The organism is Stenotrophomonas sp. Sm10, assembly GCF_030985515.1.
In the GTDB taxonomy this organism is placed as follows: Bacteria; Pseudomonadota; Gammaproteobacteria; order Xanthomonadales; family Xanthomonadaceae; genus Stenotrophomonas; species Stenotrophomonas hibiscicola.
On sequence record NZ_JAPTFO010000015.1, the window covers coordinates 1 to 23,830 of the forward strand.

The 23,830-nt window shown below is 67.7% G+C and carries 17 protein-coding genes; 10 read left to right on the top strand and 7 right to left on the bottom strand.

The window, feature by feature from the left end; genetic code table 11:
• Positions 1–89: 89 nt before the first annotated feature.
• Positions 90–611 carry a hypothetical protein gene (locus O0J15_RS06455; protein WP_026347035.1) on the bottom strand — a complete coding sequence of 174 codons (522 nt, stop codon included), beginning with the start codon at positions 609–611 and terminating at the stop codon, positions 90–92.
• 11 nt (positions 612–622) lie between these two features.
• Positions 623–3,064, bottom strand: a complete 2,442-nt coding sequence (gene mrcB / locus O0J15_RS06460; protein ID WP_021203724.1) for a penicillin-binding protein 1B — start codon at positions 3,062–3,064, stop codon at positions 623–625.
• Positions 3,065–3,160: 96 nt separating this feature from the next.
• Between mrcB and O0J15_RS06465 the strand changes: the two genes are divergently transcribed.
• Positions 3,161–5,260, top strand: coding sequence for a glycosyltransferase (locus tag O0J15_RS06465; RefSeq protein WP_134731866.1), 2,100 nt, complete (start codon positions 3,161–3,163; stop codon positions 5,258–5,260).
• On the opposite strand, the gene O0J15_RS06470 is transcribed toward O0J15_RS06465, so the two are convergent.
• Together O0J15_RS06470 and O0J15_RS06475 are read right to left on the bottom strand one after the other, a co-directional pair.
• A complete protein-coding gene (locus O0J15_RS06470) occupies positions 5,257–6,822 on the bottom strand; it encodes a hypothetical protein (protein ID WP_134731868.1) in 1,566 nt (521 codons plus the stop codon). The two genes, O0J15_RS06465 and O0J15_RS06470, sit on opposite strands and share 4 nt — an antisense overlap.
• A gap of 30 nt (positions 6,823–6,852) precedes the next feature.
• Positions 6,853–9,009: a bifunctional (p)ppGpp synthetase/guanosine-3',5'-bis(diphosphate) 3'-pyrophosphohydrolase gene (locus O0J15_RS06475; RefSeq protein WP_019660106.1), complete on the bottom strand. Its 2,157-nt coding sequence runs from the start codon at positions 9,007–9,009 to the stop codon at positions 6,853–6,855.
• Between the two features lie 130 nt (positions 9,010–9,139).
• Here O0J15_RS06475 and O0J15_RS06480 point away from each other — a divergent pair, with 130 nt between their 5' ends.
• Positions 9,140–9,676 (top strand): hypothetical protein, encoded by a 537-nt coding sequence (locus tag O0J15_RS06480; RefSeq protein WP_019660107.1) that lies wholly within the window; start codon positions 9,140–9,142, stop codon positions 9,674–9,676.
• A gap of 117 nt (positions 9,677–9,793) precedes the next feature.
• Here O0J15_RS06480 and hrpA read toward each other — a convergent pair whose 3' ends face one another.
• Complete coding sequence (gene hrpA, locus O0J15_RS06485; RefSeq protein WP_308305332.1) at positions 9,794–13,876, bottom strand: ATP-dependent RNA helicase HrpA; 4,083 nt, start codon at positions 13,874–13,876, stop codon at positions 9,794–9,796.
• Positions 13,877–13,962: 86 nt separating this feature from the next.
• Here hrpA and O0J15_RS06490 point away from each other — a divergent pair, with 86 nt between their 5' ends.
• The 6 genes from O0J15_RS06490 (at position 13,963) to O0J15_RS06515 (ending at position 20,946) form a co-directional block, all read left to right on the top strand.
• On the top strand, positions 13,963–14,511 hold the full coding sequence (locus O0J15_RS06490; RefSeq protein ID WP_019660109.1) for a Dps family protein: 549 nt from the start codon (positions 13,963–13,965) through the stop codon (positions 14,509–14,511).
• Between the two features lie 551 nt (positions 14,512–15,062).
• Positions 15,063–16,868 carry a DNA helicase RecQ gene (gene recQ / locus O0J15_RS06495; protein WP_308305333.1) on the top strand — a complete coding sequence of 602 codons (1,806 nt, stop codon included), beginning with the start codon at positions 15,063–15,065 and terminating at the stop codon, positions 16,866–16,868.
• Between the two features lie 194 nt (positions 16,869–17,062).
• On the top strand, positions 17,063–17,443 hold the full coding sequence (locus O0J15_RS06500) for a CopL family metal-binding regulatory protein (protein WP_308305334.1): 381 nt from the start codon (positions 17,063–17,065) through the stop codon (positions 17,441–17,443).
• Positions 17,444–17,518: 75 nt separating this feature from the next.
• Positions 17,519–19,330: a copper resistance system multicopper oxidase gene (locus O0J15_RS06505; RefSeq protein ID WP_308305335.1), complete on the top strand. Its 1,812-nt coding sequence runs from the start codon at positions 17,519–17,521 to the stop codon at positions 19,328–19,330.
• On the top strand, positions 19,327–20,352 hold the full coding sequence (locus tag O0J15_RS06510) for a copper resistance protein B (protein WP_155029987.1): 1,026 nt from the start codon (positions 19,327–19,329) through the stop codon (positions 20,350–20,352). The genes O0J15_RS06505 and O0J15_RS06510 overlap by 4 nt, the downstream gene beginning before the upstream one ends.
• Before the next feature lie 81 nt (positions 20,353–20,433).
• Entirely contained in the window at positions 20,434–20,946 is a 513-nt protein-coding gene (locus tag O0J15_RS06515; RefSeq protein ID WP_134731880.1) for a GNAT family N-acetyltransferase, read from the top strand.
• 86 nt (positions 20,947–21,032) lie between these two features.
• Here the strand turns inward: O0J15_RS06515 and O0J15_RS06520 are convergent, their stop codons facing one another.
• Positions 21,033–21,341 (bottom strand): zf-TFIIB domain-containing protein, encoded by a 309-nt coding sequence (locus O0J15_RS06520; protein WP_308305337.1) that lies wholly within the window; start codon positions 21,339–21,341, stop codon positions 21,033–21,035.
• A 150-nt stretch (positions 21,342–21,491) separates the two neighbouring features.
• Between O0J15_RS06520 and O0J15_RS06525 the strand changes: the two genes are divergently transcribed.
• Positions 21,492–22,259 (top strand): CPBP family glutamic-type intramembrane protease, encoded by a 768-nt coding sequence (locus O0J15_RS06525; protein ID WP_308305338.1) that lies wholly within the window; start codon positions 21,492–21,494, stop codon positions 22,257–22,259.
• 92 nt (positions 22,260–22,351) lie between these two features.
• Positions 22,352–22,774, top strand: coding sequence for a response regulator (locus O0J15_RS06530; RefSeq protein WP_021203157.1), 423 nt, complete (start codon positions 22,352–22,354; stop codon positions 22,772–22,774).
• Between the two features lie 76 nt (positions 22,775–22,850).
• Here the strand turns inward: O0J15_RS06530 and O0J15_RS06535 are convergent, their stop codons facing one another.
• Positions 22,851–23,789, bottom strand: coding sequence for an alpha/beta hydrolase-fold protein (locus O0J15_RS06535; protein ID WP_308305339.1), 939 nt, complete (start codon positions 23,787–23,789; stop codon positions 22,851–22,853).
• Positions 23,790–23,830: the final 41 nt, after the last annotated feature.

Genomic DNA, 23,830 nt, shown 5'->3' on the forward strand with positions numbered 1-23,830 from the left:
AACCCACCCCGCCCGGCCAAGCGCGGCTTTTGCTTCTGGCTTCAGCGACCAACCCACAGCCACGAGGGGCTGTGCCGTTGGCTGAAAACTCAGTACCGCTTGATCCCCGGCACCGTGCAACCTTCAATCTGCGCATGCGCCGACACCGCATTCTCCTTCTCGCCCCGCGCCAGGCGTGACTGTTCGATCGTCGCCCAGTGCCGGCGGCACAGCGGCCCCGTCTTCGAGCCCAGATCCACCGCCTTGCGCGCGAACGTCTCCGCCTGTTCCCACTGCCCCTGCAGCAGTGCCAGTTCGGCACGCTCCTGCAGCACCGCCGGGTCGCTGGCCACGATTTCCAGCGCATGGTCCAAGCTGCTGGCGGCACCGGCCAGGTCGTTCGCCTGCCGCTGCGCCTGCGCGGTCACCCGCAGGTCTTCCACCTGCGAATCACGCAGCGGCTGCACCGACAGCTCCTTGTCGTCAGGACCTGCGGCCGCATCGACTGCCGCCAGGCGCTGTGCCGGCGTAGTGGTATCGACTGGCTTGACCACCGGCGGCGCGCTGGTCACACAGGCGGCCAGGGCCAGGCTGAGGCCGGTCAGGGCCAGGGGCTGCAGCAGGGATCGCATGTTCATCGGCTTCATCGGCTCGGGGGAGGAGTAGCGGCGGCGGGCGCTGCGGCAGGTTCGGCGGGCGCTTCCGGCTTGCGGTCCAGGCCGAACCAGCTACGCCAGCCACCGCCCTCCCCTTCAGCTTCGCCCGGCTCGCCCGGCGGCACTGCCGGCGCGCACGGCGCATACGCCGGTGCATAGCCCACCACGAACGGGAAGCGGCGTGCGCCCGGGCAGCCTTCATCGGTTGTGTTCAGACCCGTGGCCGCGACCGACTGCCAGTCCAGGCCTTTGTTGCTGACCCGCAATGGCGCACTCGGCAGGCGCTGGAAGATGCCCGACCAGACCCGCATCGCGCCGGTAGCGCCATACAGGCCGGCCTGCTGGTTCTGGTCGTTGCCGATCCAGATCACCGCCAGATGATCGCCGGTGTAGCCGGCATACCAGCTGTCACGGCCATCGTTGGTGGTGCCGGTCTTGCCGGCCGGCTGCAGGCGGCCGAGGCCATCGGCATTGAGCCGCTGCGCGGTACCACTGGAGACCACCTGCTGCAGGCCGACGCTGATCAGGTTGGCGGCAATTGAATCGCCTTCCTGTGCCGGCGCCGGGGTCTTGTCGTAGCGCTTGAGCAGCTTGCCCTGCGGATCGAGCACGCCACGCACCGCGTGCAGCGGCTGGATCTCACCGCCCGAGGCGAGGAACTGGTACAGCTGTGCCATCGCGTACGGGCTCTGGTCGGTCGAGCCAAGGATCACCGCCGGATTGGCCTCGGCCTTGATGCCCGCCAACACATGGATCAGCTGGGTCACGCGCTCGGGACCGACCTGCATGCCCACGCGCACCGTGGCCTGGTTGTAGGAGTGTGCCAGCGCGTCGATCAGGCGCACCGTGCCGTGGCTGCGGTTGTCCGCATTGCCCGGGCTCCAGTTGCGGCCGCGGCCGAGCTGCACCGTCACCGGTGAATCGTCGACCCAGCTGGCCAGCGAGTAACGGTCCGGCTGCGCCAGCGCGAGCAGGTACACGAATGGCTTGAGCAGCGAACCGACCGGACGCTGCGCCTCGATCGCGCGGTTGAAGCCGACCTCGGACACTTCACGGCTGCCGATCACCGCCAGCACGTCACCGTTGTGCACGTCGGTCAGCACCATGCCGGCCTGCAGTTCGGGCCGGCGCTTGCTTTCCAGCGACTTGATGGTGCGGGTCACCGCGCCTTCGGCATAGGCCTGCGCGGACGGCGACATGCCGGTCATGACGCTCAGGCCAGCGCCCTGCAGGGCAGATTCCGGGTAGTCATGGCCGAGCTGGCGACGGACCAGGTCAACATAGGCGGGGAAGCGGTTGGCCGCCACCAGTCCCGGCGTCTTCGGCACGCCCAGCGGGGCCTTCAGTGCGCGCTGGTACTCGGCGTCGTCGATCAGCGTGGCTTCGTGCAGTTTGCCCAGCACGAAGTTGCGACGGTCCAACGCACGTTCCGGATTACGCCGCGGGTCGTAGAAGGACGGGCCCTTGACCAGGCCGATCAGCAGCGCGATCTGCTCGGTCTCCAGCGACTGCAGGTCACGGCCGAACCAGAACTCGGCACCGGACGACATGCCATGGATCGCCTGGCTGCCGCGCTGGCCCAGGTACACCTGGTTGAGATAGGCCTCGAAGATGGTGCGCTTGTCATAGCGCGCTTCCATGATCAGGGCGTAGAGCACTTCGTTGAATTTGCGGGTGAGCGTCTGTTCCTTGCCGATGCCGAGCAGGCCGCTGCGGGCCAGCTGCTGGGTCAGCGTGGAAGCGCCCTGACGGCTCTGGCCACCGGAGCGGATGGTCACCCACACCGCGCGCGCGATACCGGACAGGTCGATGCCGTGGTGGCGGTTGAAGTCCTTGTCCTCCACTGCCTGCAGGCCGGTCACCAGCAGGTCCGGCGCCTCGTCCATGCGGATCAGGCGGCGTTCTTCCTGCTTCTGGCCGTACAGGGTGGCGATACGCGCCGGATCCAGCCGCGCCGCCTTCAGGGCCTTGCGGCTGTCGGCATCGCGCAGCGAGGCGACCGCACCATCGGCCAGCGACAACTCGAGCCGACGCGGGGCAACCCGGCCATCGACGTCGTTGTAGCCGCGGCTGGAGATGACAAAGCGCCCGCCATTCACCGCATAGGTGGCCGGCTCCTTGCCCTGGCCATCATCGCGGTAGGCGGAGGCGGCCAGCTCGGTCTTCAGCGTGGACGCATCCATCGCCTTGCCGGGAGTGAGCACCAGCGGCCGCGCATACACCCGCGTCGGGATCTGCCAGCGCAGTTCGCCGAAACGTTGGGTCACCTGCTGGTTCAGGTACAGCGTATAGGGAATGAGGAAACCCAATCCCAACGCGACCGCAGCCATGCTCCAGGTGATCAGCCGGCGCCGCCACAGCGGGCCGTTGTCCTGCTGGTCGTCGTCGTCGAAATCGTCGATGTCGTCGGAATCGTAGCGTCGGGGCACGGGAATGCGAGAATGTAGAGTCTGGCGAGTCTACCCCAGCCGCTGCGGCTGGCGAATTCTCCCGGGTTCCCCTGCTTAAGCTGGAGTTGCAACCGGATGGCGATGTCCCTGGCCGAGATCCGATACCTGATCAACCGCCTGTCGGGCCTGGCCCGCCGGAGCCTGGCCAGCCTGCGTACCCGTGGCTGGCGGGCGACCTGGCAGCGCATCCGCGTGCATGCCCAGCGCGCCGTGCCCGCGCCACGCACGCCGCTGTTCCTGCCGCCGGCACAGGCGTTCGCTCCCTTCACGGTGCCGTTCAGCGAAACACCGGAAGCGAGCATTGTCATCCCCGTCTACAACCACGTCGATCACACCCTGGCCTGCCTGCGCGCCTTGGCGGCGCATCCACCGCAGGCCACGTGCGAGATCCTGGTAGTGGATGACGGCAGCACCGACGCCACCGTGCAGTGGATGCCGCAGGTTGCCGGACTGCGCTATGAAGTGCGCGAGTACAACGGCGGCTTCATCGAGGCCTGCAACGATGGCGTATCGCGCGCACGCGGTCGCTACGTGGTGCTGCTCAACAACGATACGGTGCCGCAGCCGGGCTGGCTCGACGCGCTGCTGGACACGTTCTCCAGCACGCCCGGCGCCGGCCTGGTCGGTAGCCAGCTGCTCTACCCGGACGGCCGGCTGCAGGAATCGGGCGGGGTGATTTTCGCTGATGGCAGTGGCTGGAGTTACGGCCGTTTCGAGGCAGCGGACGACCCGCGTTTTGCCAGCCTGCGCGACGTCGACTACTGCTCCGGCGCAGCGCTGATGCTGCCGCGCGACCTCTGGCGACAGCTGGGCGGCTTCGATACCCGCTACAAGCCGGCCTACTACGAGGACACCGACCTGGCCTTCCGCGTGCGTGCGCAGGGCCTGCGCGTCCTGGTTCAGCCGGCCAGCCGGGTGGTCCATGACGAAGGCACCAGTAACGGCACCGACACCGGCAGCGGCGTGAAGGCCTACCAGGTGCGCAACCAGGCCATCTTCGCCGACCGCTGGGCCACCGAGCTGGCCCGCCGCCCGGCGGTGGGCGAAGTGCCGTCACCGGCGCTGCTGCTGCGTGGCCGGCGCCAGGTGCTGATCCTGGACGAGGCAGTGCCGCAGCCGGATCGCGATTCCGCGTCGCTGCGCCAGGTGAACCTGATCCGCCTCCTGCTGCAGGGCGGGGCCCATGTGGTGTTCGTTCCCACCCGCCGCGAACACGGCGGCGCCGCCACCGACGCGCTGCAGCGGATGGGTGTGGAAGTCTGGTATGCACCGTTCCTCGATGGCGTCGCCAGCTGGCTGCGCACGCATGGTGGACGCTTCCACGTAGCGCTGCTGGTCCGCCACCATGTTGCCCACGAGTGCCTGCCGCTGCTGAAGCGCTATGCGCCGCAGGCGCGCACCGTGTTCGACACGGTGGACCTGCACTACCTGCGCGAACGTCGTGGTGCCGAAGTGGCCGGCGATGCGGGACTGCTGCGCGCTGCCGAGCGTACCCGCGCCAGCGAACTGGCGGTGATGGAGCAGTGCGACGTCACCGTGCTGGTCAGTTCCGCCGAGCGCGAGCAGCTGCAGGCCGACGCGCCAACGGTGCGGGTGGAGCTGATCTCCAACCTCCATGACATCGCCGGTGCCGGCAAACCGTTCGAGCAGCGTCATGACCTGGTGTTCGTCGGCGGCTTCCGCCACCCGCCGAACCTGGACGCGATGGAATGGTTCATCGGCGAAGTCTTCGCCGGCATCCGCGCCCGCCTGCCCGATGTGCGCCTGCACTGCATCGGCGCTGCCGCGCCGGAATCCCTGCTGGCCCTGGCCGCGCGCCAGCCCGGCGTGCAGATGCACGGCTTCGTCGAGGACATCACTCCCTACATGGATGGCGCACGCATTTCCATCGCGCCACTACGTTTCGGTGCCGGCGTGAAAGGCAAGATCAACCTGAGCATGGCCCATGGCCAGCCGGTGGTAGGTACCCCCTGCGCGGTGGAAGGGATGCACCTGCGCCCGGGCGAGGACGTGCTGGTGGCCGATGATGCGGCCGGCTTCGCCGATGCGGTGGTCCGCCTGTACCAGGATCCGCAGCTGTGGCGGCAACTGTCCGAAGCCGGCCTGGCCAACATCGCAGAGCACTTCTCCCTCGACGCTGCGCGCGCAACCGTGCAGCGGGTGTTTTTCACCTAATCAGGGAGACCGCCGGCACGGCGCAGGCGCTCTTCGAACGCCGGCAGCTCGGCCAGGTCCGGTTGCAGCAAGCGGGCTTGTTCGGCGGCATGCGCTGCGAAAGCCAGGTCGCCGCTGCCGAGTCGCTCGCTGCCGATGGCCAGCCAGCGCTGGGCCAGGCGCAGGCGTGCCGAGGGGAGCCCGGCCGCAGTCGGCGACAGGGTCTGCCACGCCTGCAGGCAGGCCCCTGCCGCCTGTACGCGGTTCTGCCGGAGGTTGTCGTCGAAGCAGCCGCGACTGGCGGGCAGCAGCCGCGCCGCAGCAGCCTTCACCCGAGCATCGCGCGGCGCCAGTGACTGCGCTTCGCGCAATGCGTCGAATGCACTGTGGCCGGGGGGACTGATCCATTGCCCGGAACGTTCGGCGCGCTCGATGCTGCGCAGGTGGTCGCGCAGTTGGCGCTCGCGCTGCGTGTTGCTGGCCGCCGGCTGCTGCAGCGCCTTCTGCGCCTGTTGTGCGCGCTGCAGGCGTTGCGCGAGCTGCTGTTGCGCGGCCGGCGAAGCGCCCAGCTCCTCCGCCAGCGCGGCATCGGCCCGCGCCGCCTCGAACCGGAAGTCGTCGGCCTGCGTCTGGCTGCGTGCCAGCACCGCCTGCAACGTCTGTTCACGGCCGCGCTGGGCGCTGGCATCATCGGCCGCCACTGCCAGAACGGCGAGAAATCCCTTTGCTGCGGACTCCAGCTGCCCGCGCTGCAGGGCGCGCTGGGCCTGGCGCAGGCGCCGCTCGACGGCCTGCGCCAATGCTTCCTGGCTGGCGGGCAGATCAGCATGGCCGGCATCGAACTGGCGCGCACGCTGCAGTAGTGCGGCGGCCTCGGCCAGCTCGCCGCGTCCCGCCAGCGCGCGCGCCTGCTGCAGCAGATCGCTCAGTGCATCTTCGCGACCTTCCAGCGCGGGCAGATTGTCCGGCTGCAGCGACAGGATGCGCTGGAACAGGGGCAGCGCGCTGCTGTCACCTTCATCCAGCCGGCCCGCAGCGAAGGCGTTGCGTGCCTGCGCCAGCAGTGCACCGATGCCGGCACCTGCGCTGCGCCGGGCCCGCAGCTGGCGCGCCACGGCGTCCGCCTCGCCCTGTGGTACCTGCAGTTCCCGGGCCAGCGCCAGCGCCTGCGCGCTGCCGTCGAGATCGTTGGCCTGCATCTTTTCGCGGGCCTGCTGCAGGGCCGCCGCGCCGGTACGGGCCAGGCCTTCGCGGGCCTGCGGACGATCTCCATCCAGCGCCAGCACGGCCTGGTAGCGCTCGCGCGCACCACTGCCATCGGCGGCACTCAGCCGCCCGGCCGCCAGTGCGCCATCACCTTCGGCCAGCAGCTGCTCGATCCGAGGCTCATCCCAGAACCAGTCGGCCAGCGGCTTGCGCAGCAGCACCAGCAGCACAAACACCGCCAGCGCCGCGACCAGCGCCCAGCGCCACACCCGGCGCGCGTGGCGTGCCTGCAGCCACCACCAACGGCCTTCGCGGCGGACGCGGTCCAGCGCAGGAAGTTCAGCGCCATGCGGGCGATGCGGGGGCTCGCGTTCCATGCGTGCAGGGTAGCCGGGGCAGCGTGAAGCTCAGCCGAGGCGACGCGCCTCGCTCACGCCGGGCAGCGCGTCCAGCTTGCCCAGCAGGGTCGACAGCTGGCCGTAGTCACTCACCTTCAGCCGCAGGCGCAGGTGGGCACGGCCACTGTTGCGCACGTTGTCACTGTGGATGTCCAGCACGTAGGCGTCTTCCTGGGCGATCAGGTTGGTGATGTCCTTCAGCAGCCAGCGGCGATCGACCGCATCGACCACGACGTCCACCTCGTAGCCGCCCCCGGCCTGGCCCCACTCCACCGGCAGGATGCGCTGCGGGCTGGTGGCCGCCAGACGGGCCAGCGCAGCGCAGTCTGCACGATGCACGGTGACACCGCGGCTACGGGTCAGGTAGCCGACGATGGGTTCGCCGGCCACCGGCTGGCAGCAGCGCGCCAGTTGCACCAGCAGGTTGCCCACGCCCTGTACGGTGAACTTGGACTTGCCCAGGTTCTCGCGGCGCGCGGTCGGCCGCGGCAGGCTCGGCGCGGGCGCCGGTTGGCTTGCTGCACGTTCGGCTTCCAGCAGGGCACGGCTGACCTGGTTCGGCCCGGTATCGCCCAGCGCCACCTGGATGTAGAGGTCGTCAACGCTGTCGGCATGGAACTTCTTCGCCGCGATGGCCAGGTCCGAGTGCTGCAGCCCCAGGCGCTTCAGCTCGCGCTCGAGCAGTTCGCGCCCGGCCTGCACGTTGCGCGCGCGGTCCAGCTTGTGGAACCAGCTGCGCACCTTCTCGCGCGAACGGTTGCTGGCCAGGAAGCCGTTGGCCGGCATCAGCCAGTCGCGGCGCGGGTCGGCCTCCTTGCCGGTCAGTATCTCGACCCGGTCGCCACTGCGCAGACGGTAAGTCAGCGGTACGATGCGGCCATTGACCTTCGCGCCACGGCAGCGGTGGCCAACCATGGTGTGCACCTGATAGGCGAAATCGAGCGGCGTGGCGCCCTGCGGCAGGTCCAGCACCTCGTCCTTCGGGCTCAGCGCATAGACCCGGTCCTCGGTCAGTTCGGCATCGAGCGCCCCGGCCAGTTCGTTGCCCTGCCCGTCCTGGGCCTGCTCCAGCAGCTGGCGCATCCAGGTGATCTTGCGGTCGAAGGACTTCTCCGCGCCCTTGCCGCCTTCCTTGTACTTCCAGTGCGCGGCCACGCCCAGCTCGGCCTGCGAATGCATCTCGTGGGTACGGATCTGCACTTCAATGGTGCGCCCTTCCGGACCAACCACGGCGGTATGCAGCGAGCGATAGTCGTTGGCCTTGGGCCGGGCGATGTAATCGTCGAACTCGCTCGGCACCGGTGCCCACAGTGCATGCACCACGCCCAGCGCGGCATAGCAGGCGGCGACATCGTCGACCATTACCCGCACCGCACGGATGTCGTACAGCTGGTCGAACGCCAGCCGCTTCTTCTGCATCTTCCGCCAGATGCTGTAGATGTGCTTCGGGCGGCCACTGACCTCGGCCTTGATGCCCTGCGCAACCAGCTCGCGCGACAGCACCTTCTTGACATTCTCGACGTAGCGCTCGCGGGCGATGCGGGTTTCGTCGACTTCCCGCGCAATGCGCCGGTAGGTCTCCGGCTCCAGGTGGCGGAACGCCAGGTCCTCCAGCTCCCACTTCAGCTGCCAGATGCCCAGGCGGTTGGCCAGGGGCGCGTGAATGTCGCGTGTCAGCTGGGCCAGCGCGCGGCGCTGCTCGTCGTCCAGCTTGTCGGCCGCGCGCATCCTCGCGAGCTGGCGCGCCAGCAGGATCGGCACCACGCGCAGGTCGCGGATGATCGCCAGCAGCAGCCGGCGCAGGCCCTCGCTGTTGCGTCCGGCCTCACGGCCGGCGTGCAGTGCCCACACCGGGTCGGCCGCATCCTGGCCGTCGAGCAGGCCGATCACCGCCGCCTTGTGGTTGCCCAGCGGCAGCTGGTCCAGGCTGGTACGCAGGCCCGGCAGGTCAAACAGCAATGCTGCCACCACCGCGCCTTCGTCGGCCGAGAGCATCGCCAGCGCATCGAGGGTATCGCCCAGCACCGACCAGGTGGTACGCATCTGGTGGTCGCAATCCGGCGCTTCCCAGTGCTCGCGCAGGGCCTGGCGCAGCGGGGCAGGCAGCACCGCTGCCGAGGGACGGTTCAACAAGGCATCCAGGCCGGGGACGGAAGCGCGGTTCACAGCATCAAGCAGGCAAGACAGAGGCCTCTACACTAGCGCCGGCGCCGTTCAGGGACAATGACCGTGGCCACCATCCCCCGGCATGAAGACATGCCGCTACACTCGCGGGCAAACCCAGGAGAGTCCCGTCATGTCCCCGATCGTCCCGCGTTTCCGCCTACGGCTGCTGGCTTGTGCCGCACTGTTGCTGTCCCTGTCGGCGCCTGCGCTGGCCCAGCGCGTGGTGGAGGGTGACCTGCAGCAGCAGATGTCACCGGCCGAATTCAAGGCTGCTGGCCTGGACAAGCTCAGTGCGCAGGAACTGGCCACGCTCAACCGCTGGCTGCAGGGCAAGGTCGAGGCGGCCACGACCCAGGCAGTTGCAGCGGTACGGGAATCGGCGCGCGAGGAAGGCCGCCAGGAAGTGATCGTGAAGAATCGCGGCTTCTTCGATTTCGGCAGCAGTGAGCCGATCGTCGGCGTGCTGCAGGGTGAGTTCCGCGGGTTCGGCAAGGGCCGCGTCTACGTGCTGGACAACGGCCAGGAATGGGAGCAGATCGATGCAACCACCCTGGCAGGCGTGCGCAGGCAGTCGCCCGCCGTCAGCATCAAGCCCGGTGTGATGGGCGTCTGGTACCTGAAGGTCGACGGTGTGAACACCCAGCCGAAGGTGCGTCGTACCAAGTAACGACGCCCATCGTGTAGAGCCGAGCCCACGCTCGGCTGCGATCTGCACGGGAAGATGACGAGGCATCAAAAAAGCAGCCGAGCATGGGCTCGGCTCTACGTCATCACATCATCGGAGTCACGCCTGGCGCAGTGCGGCTACCCGCTGCGCCAGCTTCTTCGCCGAGATGCCGGTCCGCGCGCCCAGCTCCTGCGCGAACAGCGACACCCGCAGCTCTTCCAGATCCCAGCGCAGCGCCTGCCATTGCGGGTGCTCGCGCAGGCCCTGCTGCTCAGCCACTTCCAGCGCTTCCAGGAACGGATGCAGTTCCAGCATGCGCGCCTGATCGCGCGGCGGATCACGCTTGGCGCGCTCGGTACGCAGGATCATCGCTTTCAGATAGCGCGGATACTGCGCCAATGCGTCGGCCGGTGTATCGCGCAGGAAGCCTGGATGGATCAGCCCGGCCAGCTGCGCCTCCATGTCGTCCAGGTTGCCGCGCGCCCAGCCCATCAGCGGCGCTTCCAGCATCGGCTTCAATTCGGCCACCAGCGCCAGGATGGTCTCGGCCAGCTTCAGCCGCGACATGGCCTCACCGAACAGCGCCTTGGCCGCATGCTCGCGGCGCTGCTCGAAGGCCGCCGCATCGCGTATGTCTTCCAGGCCTTCAGCCAGTACGGCGTTCATCGCCGCATCAACCAGGTCGCCACGAAGGCGTTCCTGCGATTCGATCGCCGCATACAGCAGGCCCGTCTTGGCACCCACCGGCAACTGCTTGCGTGCCTGCTTCATCTTCTCGGCTAGCGCGATCTCCAGCAGGCGGCGCACACCCAGCGGATGAGCCGCCTGCGCCTGCTGCCGATCAGCGAAGATGCGCAGCGCCACGCTGTCGCCCTCGTCCAGCAGCGCCGGATAGGCCGGCACGCCGGCTTCGCCGGGCACCTGCAGCGGAATCGGCGTGGCCGGGAAGGTACGCAGGCCATCAGCCGCCATTTCACGTCCGGCGCGTGCAGCGAAGGCGTCGCCCGCGCGCCCACCGAACTTCGCGCGCAATGCGTCCAGGTCGCGCGAGGTGGCCAGCACCCTGCCCTGCTCGTCGCGCAGGCGCAGGTTCATGTGCAGGTGCGGTTCGATCGAGCCGGGCTCGAAATCGAGCGCGGTCACCGTGGCGCCTGTCGCGCGTGAGAGGAAACGCGCCAGTTCGCCGGTGATGGCATCGGCACTGGGTTGCGGGAACGCCTCGTAGAACGCGCGACCAAAGTCCGGCGCCGGCACGTAGTTGCGGCGCATCGCCTTGGGCAGGCTGCGAATCAGCGCCGCAGCCTTGTCGGCAACGAAGCCGGGCGCCAGCCAGCCCAGCTGCACCGGATCCAATGCGTTGAGCAGGTGCAGCGGTACGTCAAGGGTTACGCCGTCATCCTCGGCACCCGGCTCGAAGCGGTAATGCAGCGGCAATCGTGCCTGGCCCAGCGCGAGGTACTTCGGGTAGCGCTCCTGCTCACTGCCTTCGCCCGGCAACAGGTCGGCCAGCGACCAGTGCAGGGTCTTGCGCTGTTCCGGCGCAAGACCCTTCCACCAGGCATCCAGGCCGGAGGCCGAATGGATCTGCGGCGGCACCCGGTCCAGGTACCAGCGTGCCTGCCAGTCTTCGTCGGCAACGATGCCGGCGCGGCGCAGCTTGGCTTCTTCCTCGCGCGCGACCTCCAGCACCTTCTGGTTGTCGGCGACGAAACTGGCGCGGGTATTGATCTCGCCGGTCACCAGTGCCTGGCGCACGAAGATGTCATGCGCCTCGCCGGGCGCGATGCGGCCGTAGTGGACCGGTTTCTTCGGTGCCAGCACCAGGCCGAACAGGCTGATCTGCTCGGACGCCAGCACCTGGCCCTGCGCGCGCGACCAGTGCGGGTCGAAGTGCTTGCGCAGCAGCAGGTGCGGCAGTTCGGCGATCACCCAGTCCGGCTCGATCGCGGCCAGGGTCATGCCCCATACCTTCTGCGTATCCAGCAGGTTGGCCACCAGCAGCCACGGCGGTGGCCGCTTGGCCAGCGCCGAACCGGGGAACGGCAGGAAGCGGCGCTGGCGCGGCGCCTGGAAATCGCCCTTCTCGGTGCGGTGGCCGATCTGCGTCGGCAGGCCCGCCACCAGCGCCCGGTGCAGGGTCTGGTAGGCAGCAGCGCGCACACGTTCGCTGAAACCGCCGCCAACCGGCGCCTGTTCCTTCTGCGCGCGCACGGCCACCGGCGCCGGTGCGGCCTCCGCCTTGCCTTCGCGGGCCAGGCGTGCAGCCCGGTGCAGCTGGCCCCGGGTCGCCTTCACCGCCGCCGCGTCATCGCGCGCCGGGGCCGGTGCAGTGCTGCCCGCCAGCAGCGGCGCCATCGATGCCTCGCTGGGCTCTTCCTTCCAGCCCAGTTCCTCGCACAGCAGGCGCAGCTGCCGGTGCAGCTCGCGCCATTCGCGCATGCGCAGGAAACCGAGGAAATGACGGCCACACCAGTCGCGCAGCTTGGACTGGGTCAGGTCTTCATGTGCCTGCCGGTAGGCATCCCACAGGCGCAGCACGCCGACGAACTCGGAGCGGCCGTCGGCAAACTGCGCATGCGCGCTGTCGGCCGCACCGCGCGCCTCGGGCGGGCGTTCGCGCGGATCCTGGATGCCCAGGAACGAGGCGATCACCAGCATCGGCCGCAGGCAGCCGGCGGCCTGCGCGGCCACCAGCATGCGCGCCAGCTTCACGTCCACCGGCAGGCGCGCCATCTGCTTGCCGATGGTGGTCAGGCGCCGTTCGGCATCGATCGCCCCCAGTTCGGTCAGCTGCTGCCAGCCATCGGCAACCGCGCGCTCGTCCGGTGCTTCCAGGAACGGGAACTCCTCGATGCGGCCCAGGCCCAGCTGCAGCATGCGCAGGATCACGCCGGCCAGGCTGGAACGGCGGATTTCCGGATCGGTGAACTCCGGCCGCGCCTGGAAATCCGCCTCGGCGTACAGGCGGTAGCAGATGCCTTCGGCGATACGGCCGCAGCGACCCTTGCGCTGGTTGGCGCTGGCCTGCGAGATCGGCTCGATGTGCAGGCGATCCAGCTTGTTGCGCGGGCTGTAGCGCTTGACGCGGGCGAAGCCCGGATCGACCACGTAGCGGATGCGTGGCACCGTCAGCGAGGTCTCGGCCACGTTGGTGGCCAGCACGATGCGCCGGTTCGGCCCGGGGTTGAACACCCGGTCCTGGTCCTGGTTGGACAGCCGCGCATACAGTGGCAGTACCTCGGTGTTGCGGTACTTTCGCCGTTCCAGCGACTGGTGCGCATCGCGGATCTCGCGCTCGCCCGGCAGGAAGATCAGCACGTCGCCGCGTGCATCCAAGCGGGTAATCTCGTCGACAGCCGACACGATGGCATCGTTGACGGTACGTTCGCCCTGGTCTTCACCCTCGCCTTCCAGCGCGCGGTAGCGCACCTCCACCGGGTAGGTGCGGCCCTCAACGCTGATCACCGGCGCATTGTCGAAATGCTGGGCGAAGCGTCCGGTGTCGATGGTGGCCGAAGTGACGATCAGCTTCAGGTCGGGGCGCTTGCGCAGCAGCTGCTTCAGGTAGCCCAGCAGGAAGTCGATGTTGAGGCTGCGCTCGTGCGCCTCGTCGACGATGATCGTGTCGTAGTTCGACAACCAGCGGTCGCTGGCAATCTCCGCCAGCAGGATGCCGTCGGTCATGAACTTGATGCGGCTGTCTTCGCTGACCTTGTCGTTGAAGCGCACCTGGTAGCCCACCAGCTGGCCCAGTTCACTCTGCAGTTCCTGTGCGACACGGCTGGCTACCGCACGTGCGGCAATCCGTCGCGGCTGGGTGCAGCCGATCATGCCGGCCTGGCCACGGCCGGCGGCCAGGCACAGTTTCGGCAGCTGGGTGGTCTTGCCCGAACCGGTTTCACCAGCGATCACCACGACCTGGTGGTCGCGGATCAGCCCGATGATGGCGTCGGCTTCACGCGCAATCGGCAGCTGCGGGTCCAGAGTAATGGACGGCTGCTGCTGCGCCCGCACCTGCCGGCGCTGCACCGACGCCTGCAAGGCCTGCTCGAAGGTGGCGGCCAGTGCCGCATCCTGTGGCTTGGCCTGGCAACGCGAGAGCATCCCCAGCAAACGGCCCCGGTCGCGGCTCATGGCGCCGTCGATGGCGGCGCGCTGTTGGCGCAGGCGGGGCGATGGATTTTTATCGATAGAGTTCATCAATCGGTTCGTTCAAAACTTTGAAAGCGACCAGTCATCACGACCGGTTTATTGTGAAGGCCAACGATTCCACAAGGAGGAACCCCATGGCGAAGACCAAGAGCACGACCAAGGCCAAGACCGGCAAGCAGAAGCTTGCGGCGGCGGCACCGTCGGCGCCGAACATCGATATCGGGATCACCCAAGGCGACCGCAAGAAGATCGCCGACGGTCTGTCGCGCTTCCAGGCCGATGCGTTCACGCTCTACCTGAAGACGCACAACTTCCACTGGAACGTGACCGGGTCGATGTTCAACTCGCTGCACACCATGTTCGAGACGCAGTACACCGAGCAGTGGGCGGCACTGGACGATGTGGCCGAGCGCATCCGCGCGCTGGGCTTCAATGCCCCGGGCTCCTACCGGGAATTCGCTGCGCTGACCTCGATCGTCGAGGAACCGGGCCTGACCGACAGTGCGGACTGGCGTGAAATGGTACGCCAGTTGGTGGTCGCCAACGAAGCGGTCTGCCGTACGGCGCGTGAAGTGCTGGAGGTGGCGGCCAAGGGTGACGATGCCCCGACCGAGGATCTGATGACCCAGCGGCTGCAGACCCACGAGAAGTACGCCTGGATGCTGCGCTCGCTGTTGCAGTAAGGGTTGGGGGTGTTCGGCAGGGCTTGCAGCCCTGCACCCGCCGAAGCCTTCAAGCCAGAGCCAGAGCAAAAGCCAGTTTCCTGAAGGTTGGCGGGGTGGGTCCGGTTGAGGGGGACGCCGTAAACCCGTCCATGGGGGCTTGGTCGCGGCATCCATGCCGCTCACACCCCCTCAACCGGACCCACCCCGCCTTCGACAGATTCCCGCGATCTGCCAAGGCATTGCTTGGGGTCAGATCCGTTTTCCGCAGGAAAACGGGTCTGACCCCATTTTGTTTGTCGATATCTGACAGATGTGTCGACCAAGGTCGACACCCACCAACGGCCGCGGGAAACTGTCGAAGGTGGGGCGGTGTCGGATTGCGGGGTGTCAGCCGCATGGATGCGGCTGCCAAGCCTACAGGGACGTACTTGCGGCGTCCCCGCAATCCGACACCGCCCCACCAAACCACGAATCACCCCAGAGCCGGCTGTTGCCTTTGACGTTGCACTGGCTTGCAGCGGGTGCAGGGCGCAGCCCTGCCGACTCCCCCGCCGGGGTAAACTAGCCGGATGGCTTCCCGTCCCGCGCACGACCTGCTCCAACGCGTCTTTGGTTACGACGATTTCCGTGGTCCGCAGCAGGACATCGTGGAGCATGTCGCTGCCGGTCACGATGCCCTGGTGCTGATGCCCACCGGCGGTGGCAAGTCGCTGTGCTACCAGGTGCCCGCCCTGCTGCGTGACGGATGTGGCATCGTCATCTCGCCACTGATCGCGCTGATGCAGGACCAGGTCGAAGCCCTGCGCCAGCTCGGCGTTCGTGCCGAGTACCTGAATTCCACCCTGGATGCCGAGACCGCCGGCCGCGTCGAACGCGAGCTGCTGGCCGGCGAGCTGGACATGCTCTATGTCGCCCCCGAGCGGCTGCTGACCGGCCGCTTCCTGTCGCTGCTGTCACGCAGTCGGATTGCCCTGTTCGCCATCGACGAAGCACACTGCGTGTCGCAGTGGGGCCACGACTTCCGCCCGGAATACCGCCAGCTGACCGTGCTGCACGAGCGCTGGCCGCAGATTCCGCGGATCGCGCTCACCGCCACCGCCGACCCGCCGACCCAGCGCGAGATCGCCGAGCGTCTGGATCTGCAGGAAGCGCGCCACTTCGTCAGCTCCTTCGACCGCCCCAACATCCGCTACACCGTGGTGCAGAAGGACAACGCCCGCAAGCAGCTGACCGATTTCCTGCGCGGCCACCGTGGCGAGGCCGGCATCGTCTACTGCATGTCGCGGCGCAAGGTCGAGGAGACCGCTGAATTCCTGTGCGGCCAGGGCTTCAACGCCCTGCCCTACCACGCCGGCCTGCCGCCGGAGGTGCGCGCTAACAACCAGCGCCGCTTCCTGCGCGAGGACGGCATCGTCATGTGCGCCACCATCGCCTTCGGCATGGGCATCGACAAGCCGGACGTGCGCTTCGTGGCGCATACCGACCTGCCCAAGTCGATGGAAGGCTACTACCAGGAAACCGGCCGCGCTGGTCGAGATGGCGAAGCTGCCGAAGCCTGGCTGTGCTACGGCCTGGGCGACGTGGTACTGCTCAAGCAGATGATCGAACAATCCGAGGCGGGCGAAGAACGCAAGCAGCTGGAACGGGGCAAGCTCGACCACCTGCTGGGCTACTGCGAATCCATGCAATGCCGCCGCCAGGTGCTGCTGGCCGGTTTCGGCGAGACCTATCCCCAGCCCTGCGGCAACTGCGACAACTGCCTGACGCCGCCGGCCTCGTGGGATGCGACCATTCCGGCGCAGAAGGCGCTGAGCTGTGTCTACCGCAGTGGCCAGCGCTTCGGCGTTGGCCACCTGATCGACATTCTGCGCGGCAGCGAGAACGAGAAGGTGAAGCAGCAGGGCCACGACAAGCTCAGTACCTATGCGATCGGCCGCGACCTGGATGCGCGCACCTGGCGCAGCGTGTTCCGCCAGCTGGTGGCCGCCAGCCTGCTGGAAGTGGACAGCGAGGGCCACGGTGGCCTGCGCCTGACCGATGCCAGCCGCGACGTGCTGACCGGTCGCCGCCAGATCAGCATGCGCCGCGACCCGGCCAGCAGCGCCAGCGGGCGCGAGCGCAGCGCGCAGCGCACCGGCCTGTCTGTGCTGCCGCAGGATCTGGCGCTGTTCAACGCGCTGCGCGGTCTGCGCGCCGAACTGGCCCGCGAACAGAACGTGCCGGCCTTCGTGATCTTCCACGACAGCACCCTGCGCAACATCGCCGAGCAGCGCCCGACCAGCCTGGATGAACTGGCACGGGTCGGCGGCATCGGCGGCACCAAGCTGAGCCGCTACGGCCCGCGCCTGGTCGAGATCGTGCGCGAAGAGGGGTAGCGCCGGGCGCCTGGCCAGGCGCCTCCCCATCGCCAACCGTGCGCTCGTCCCCCTGTAGAGCCGAGCCCACGCTCGGCTGCTTCTGCGTGAACGGCAGCCGAGCGTGGGCCGGCTCTACACTGGTGCAGGTCCAACCTTGAACCGCCCATTCAGCCGGAGGTGCATCCACGGCCGCTTGCGGCTAGATTAGCGCCATGTCCCTCGCCTCGACCCTGCTCCGTGTCGTGCTCATGCTCAGCCTGCTGCTCAACGGGCTGAACGCGGCCATGGCCAGTGGTCACGAGGAAATGGGCCGGATGGCCCACGCGGTAGCCGCCTTTGATGGCGGCGATGCCGACTGCCACCGCCACGCCGCCATGCAGGCCGACGAGGCCCCGCAGGCCAAGGCCCCCGCCCACGACGCCCACTGCCAGATCAAGGACTGCGTGCGCAGTTGCGCCCAGCACCCGCTGCTGGTGGTGCAGCCGTTGCCGTACCTGGCGGGCCCGGCACTGTCGCTGGCGCCGCAGCCGATGCCGACCACTGGCCGGCCGGCGCCGCCGCTGCCGCCCATCTCACGCCCTCCCATCGGCTGATTCCACACGCATCGTGCGCCCTGCGCACCGTAGCCGGCCACCTGCCGGCGTCTTTACGTGTCTGGAGTCACCACCATGAATACCCGCATTCCCCCCGGCCCGGGCGCTGTGCCCATGCCGTCGCGCCGCCTGTTCGTGCAGGGCCTGGCCGCCGGTGGCGTGGTTGCCGGCATCGCCGCTGTCGGCGTGCCGCAGCGCGCGCTCGCCGCCGCCACGGCCGCCCCGCGCCTGGCCGGCGCCCCGGCCGTGCTCAGCGATACCCGCATCGAACTGGCCATCGGCGAATCGCTGGCCAACTTCACCGGCCGCACCCGCCCGGCGATCACCGTCAACGGCTCGCTGCCGGCACCGATTCTGCGCTGGCGCGAAGGCCAGACCGTGGACCTGTTCGTGCGCAACACGCTGGAGCGCCACCCGACCTCGATCCACTGGCACGGCATCCTGCTGCCGGCCAACATGGACGGCGTGCCCGGCCTGAGCTTCAACGGCATCGGCCCCGGCGACACCTACCACTACCACTTCCAGCTGAAGCAGTCGGGCACCTACTGGTACCACAGCCATTCGATGTTCCAGGAGCAGGCCGGCCTGTACGGTGCACTGATCATCGATCCGGCCGAGCCAGCGCCGTACCACCACGACCGCGAGCACGTGATCCTGCTGTCCGACTGGACCGACATGGACCCGGGTGCGTTGTTCCGCCGCATGAAGAAGCTTGCCGAGCACGACAACTACTACAAGCGCACCCTGCCCGACTTCCTGCGCGATGCGAAGCGTGACGGCTGGTCGGCCGCGCTGTCCGACCGCGGCATGTGGGGCCGGATGCGGATGACGCCCACCGACATCTCCGACATCAACGCGCACACCTACACCTACCTGATGAACGGTACGGCGCCAGCCGGCAACTGGACCGGGCTGTTCCGCAGCGGGGAAAAGGTACTGCTGCGCTTCATCAATGGCGCCTCGATGACCTACTTCGATGTGCGCATTCCCGGCCTGAAGATGACCGTGGTCGCCGCCGATGGCCAGTACATCCATCCGGTCAGCATCGATGAATTCCGCATCGCTCCCGCCGAAACCTACGATGTGCTGGTCGAGCCCACCGGCCAGGACGCGTTTACCATCTTCTGCCAGGACATGGGCCGCACCGGCTTCGCTGCCGGCACGCTGGCGGTACGCCATGGCCTGCAGGCGCCGATCCCTGCACGCGACCCGCGCCCGTTGCTGACCATGAGCGACATGGGGCATGACATGGGCGGTGGCGGTCATGGCGGGCACGACATGACCGCGATGAAGGGCATGGAAGGCGGCTGCGGCGCCAGCATGGGCCACGGTGCGCATGGCGGCGGTGATGCCGCCAGCAAGGCGCCAAAGCACCCGCCCAGCGAGCGCAACAACCCGCTGGTGGACATGCAGAGTTCGGCCACCGAACCGAAGCTGGACGACCCCGGCATCGGCCTGCGCGACAACGGCCGCAAGGTCCTGACCTACGGCGCGATGCGCAGCCTGTTCGAAGACCCCGATGGCCGCGAGCCCAGTCGTGAAGTCGAGCTGCACCTGACCGGCCACATGGAGAAATTCTCCTGGTCGTTCGACGGCATCCCGTTCGCCAGCGCCGAGCCGCTGCGGCTGAACTACGGCGAGCGCATGCGCATCGTGCTGGTCAACGACACCATGATGCAGCACCCGATCCATCTGCACGGCGTGTGGAGCGATCTGGAAAACGCACAAGGCGAATTCCAGGTGCGCAAGCACACCATCGACATGCCACCCGGTACACGCCGCAGCTACCGCGTGCGCGCCGACGCGCTCGGCCGCTGGGCCTATCACTGCCATCTGCTGTACCACATGGAAGCGGGCATGATGCGCGAAGTGAGGATCGAAGAATGAGCCGCTCACTGCTTTCCCCAAGCCTGCTGGCGCTGGGCCTGGCTGCTGCAATGCCGGTGTTCGCGCAGTCGCACGCGGGCCATGACATGGGCACGATGAACGTGCCTGCGAAGAGCGCGAAGACCCCGGCCGAAACGGTCGATCATTCAAAGATGGATCATTCGGAGATGGACATGGGTGCGGCGGATCACGCCGGCATGGACCACTCCACGATGGACCACTCGAAGATGGACCATGGCGCGATGCAGCCAGCGGCGATGGACCATTCGCAGATGGACCACGGGGCGATGGGCCACGGCACGCCTGCACCCACCGAACCGCGCGAACCGATCCCGGTCCCGACTGATGCCGACCGCGCCGCCGCCTTCCCGCCGATCGCGCATGGCGCGATGGAACACGCGCCGGAGATCAACAGCCTGCTGCTGATCGACCGGCTTGAGCATTGGGATGGCAAGAGCAGCAACGGCCAGGCCTGGGAAGCCACCGGCTGGATCGGCGGCAACATCAACCGCCTGTGGCTGCGCACCGATGGCGAACGCAGCCGCGGCCGCACCGAATCGTCGTCACTGGAAGCACTGTATGGTCGCAGCGTGTCGCCGTGGTGGGACGTGCTGGTCGGCGTGCGCCAGGACTTCCGCCCGTCCGACTCGCGCACATGGGCGGCCATCGGCATCCAGGGTCTGGCGCCGTACAAGTTCGAAAGCTCGGCCACGCTGTACATGGGCTCCGGCGGCCAGGTGCTGGCCAAGGCCGAGGTCGAGTACGACGTGCTGTTGACCAACCGCCTGATCCTGCAGCCGCTGCTGGAAGCCACCGTTGCGGCCAAGGATGAACCGGAGTACGGCATTGGTCGCGGACTGAACAAGGTCGAAGCCGGGCTGCGCCTGCGCTATGAGTTCAGCCGTCGCTTCGCGCCGTACATCGGCATCAGCCACGAACGTACGTTTGGCGACACCGCCGACTATGCCGGTGACCACGCGCGCGACACGCGTTGGGTGGCGGGCGTGCGCATGTGGTTCTGAGCAGCGGTTCGTGAGCAGTGGCCAGCCCCGGCAGCCGCCGGGGCCGGCTACACTGCGCCACGTTCCAATGCAGGCACCGCCATGTCGTTGCAGATCCGCCGCGCCACCCTTGCCGATGTCGATGCGCTGTCGGCGATCGCCATCGCCACGTACAACGAAACCTGGGGCGATTCCTATCCGCCGCAGGAGCTGCACGATTTCCTGCAGGCGCACTACAGCAGCGAACCGCAGCGCATCGAACTGTCCGACCCACGCAGTGCCATCTGGCTGTTGCTGGACGGTGATGCCGTGGTCGGCTATCTGGCCGCCGGTGCCAACACCTTGCCGCACACGGATGCACGCGAGGGTGACATCGAGCTGAAGCGGTTCTACATTCTGGCTGCACACCAGAACGGCGGCCATGGTGCACGCATGATGGACGCGTTCATGGCCTGGCTGGACCAGCCGCAGCGCCGCACCCTGTGGGTGGGCGTATGGGAAGAAAACTTCGGCGCGCAGCGCTTCTACGCGCGCTATGGCTGCAGTAAAGTGGGCGAGTACGACTTCATCGTCGGCGATACCCATGACCGCGAGTTCATCCTTCGGCGGCCGTGATCACGTCTTTGTAGAGTCGAGCCATGCTCGGCTATTGGCGGCAACAGCCAGTCGAGCATGGCTCGACTCTACAGAGAGCGAAGCGCCTAGAAGTCGAACAACTCGGAGAGGAAGCTCTCCTTCTTCCTTTTCTTGTAGCCGTGGCCACGGTTGTCCTCGTAGCGCTGGCCGAGGTGGCGGGTATCACGGTGCATCACCGGTGGCGGCGCGGACGCCGGCTGAGCCTGCACGGGCGCTGGCGGCGGTACGGCAGCACCGGCGCCCGCACGTTCGATGATCTTGTCCAGCTCGCCACGATCCAGCCACACACCTCGGCAGCCAGGACAATAGTCGATCTCGATGCCATGGCGTTCGGCCATCTGCAGGGTCTGGGTCTTGCACACGGGGCACAGCATCGGCATTGCTCCTGTCGGTCTGGTAACGACTGTACCTGCCCTGTGATGACTGTGCGGCAACACATGACCGATGGCACAGGGACTTCCGGCGCGTGCCAGCGTCCCTCGCCATCTTCCACACTGCAAGCTGGTTCCGCAGGGAGTGCGTGCATGACCGTCCTGTCCCGCCGGCCCAGCGCCGCGCGCCTGCTGCTGGTGCTGTTCGGCGTTGGCGTTGGCCTGAATCTGCGCGACATCGCAGCCGCCGCAGGCACGCCGATTCCCGCCTTGCCCATTGCTTACGGCGGCAGCCTGCTCGACAACGCGCTGGCCGTGCTCGTGGCACTTCTGCTGGCCGCGCTGCTGCGGCCACGCGGGATGGGCCTGATGGCCAGCCTGGGGCTGCGCGGCAACGGCTGGAGCGGCCCGATGTGGGTACTGCTGGCCAGCCTGCCCTGCTGGCTGGGCCTGGCGCTGCTCGGTACACCGAACAAGGCACTGACCGTACTGGATGCCACCATGCTGGCGGTGCTGTTCCCGCTGGCCGAGGAAGTACTCTTCCGCGGCCTGGGCTTCGTGCTGCTGGTGAAGATCGTGCGCGGCCCCTGGCCATGGCTTGCACTGCCGCAGGTGCTGCTGTTCGGCATGGTGCACTGGCTCGGCTTCGGCGGGTTCGACGGTGGCGGCATCGCGCTGTTCGTCGGCGCAGTGATCGCCCTCGGTGGCTTCATCTTCGCTTGGCTCGACCACCTCGACGGCGACACGCTGTGGTGCGGCCTGGCCCTGCACGTTTCGATGAACCTGGCCTGGAATGTGTTCAGCCTCGACGACGCCGTCGCTTTGGGCTGGCAGGCCACCGGTCTGCGCATCGGCACCGCCCTGCTCGCGGTCGCGGTGCTGGCCTGGCACGTGCGGCTCCGGCGCCAGATAAGCCTGTAACGCCCGCTTAGCCTGCCGTGCACGTCGGGATCACTACTGGCTTGCGCATACTTGCGCGCCATTTCACCGTTGCTGTCCGGAGTTGTCGCGTCATGTTGCTGTCCAAGCGCCACGTCGAACCCCGCGTCCTGCTCATCGAGGACGCCGAGGAAACCCGCGAACTGAGTCGGCTGGCGCTGGAAAGCCAGGCCTGCCACGTGGCGGGCGTGAGCTCTGCCGAAGCGGCATTGGGCCTACTGGCCGCCGGTGAGCGTTTCGACTTGCTGTTCACCGACGTGAATCTGGGTGCAATCAGTGGCATTGAAGCCGCCAACCGGGTCCGCGGCCTGTATCCCCAGCTGCCGATCCTGGTGACGTCGGGCATGGACCAGCACCAGGTGCTGCCGCAGCTGCGCGACGGCATCCATTTCCTGCCCAAGCCGTACAACATGAGCGAGCTGCTCGACGCCATCCGGCTGTGCTTCCGGCATGCCGATGTGGGCGTATTGACCGGGCCGGATGCACAGGCGGCCTGAGGCGTTCATCCATGCATGGCGTGCATCTACTGCAATGGCCCTGTAGATCCACGCCATGCGTGGATGGCGCCCATCATCAACCGCTGCTGTACGGCCCGCTACCCGGGAACACCTTCAGCAGCGCACGGGTGATCGTGTCCGGGTAGACGGTGAAGTGATCCTCGTCATCGATCACGATGTTCTCCACCTTGAATGATCGCCCGCTGCTGCGCAGCTGCTCGGCGAATTCGGCGTTGTGGCGCAACATGTCGTTGCGGGTGAAGTAGCGCGCTTCGGGCTTGACCGTTTCAAAGCTGCCGATCGACAGCACCACCGTGGTCGGCTGCGTGGGCGCCTTGGCCTCGGCCTGCATGCGCGGCACCCGATGGTTGTCGAACCACAGCGACGGGCTTGACAGGATGTAGCTGTGAAACATGTCCGGGCGCGTGGTCAGCACGTAGGCACCGAACAAGCCACCATAGGAATGACCGGCATAGGCGCGCCGCGCCGGATCGGTGCGGTAGCGCGCATCGATCATCGGCAGTACCTGCCCAGCGAGGAAATCGCGGTAGTGCGCCGCGCCGCCGTAGCTGACGTCGTCGCTGTAGTCACGCGGATCGGTGCGCGCCGGATCGCTGGGCGTGTAATCGCGCGAGCGGCTCTGCTTGGACGTCAGGCCTTCCTGCGGCGGCAGCCCGACCAGGATGAAATCCTCCAGGTTCACGCCCTTCTGCCCCACCATGTTGCGCACGCTGCGCACCAGCGGGAAGCTGTACAGCGCATCGGTCACGTACAGCACCGGATAGCGCTTCTCCGGATGCGCCGCGTAGTCAGCCGGCAGTGCTACCCAGACCGGATAATCGCGGCCGATCGGATCGTGCACGCGCAGCGCTTCGGTATCCGGCAGCACCACGCCCGACACTGCGGCGGCCGGGCTCTCCTTCGCTTCATTCTGCGTTGCCGGTGGCGCCACCGACATCGCACAGCCATTCACGGCCAGGCAGGCCGCCATACTCCATCCACGCACACGCTGCATCCACACTCTCCCATTGCGGGCGGCGCACCGGATGGCGCCGC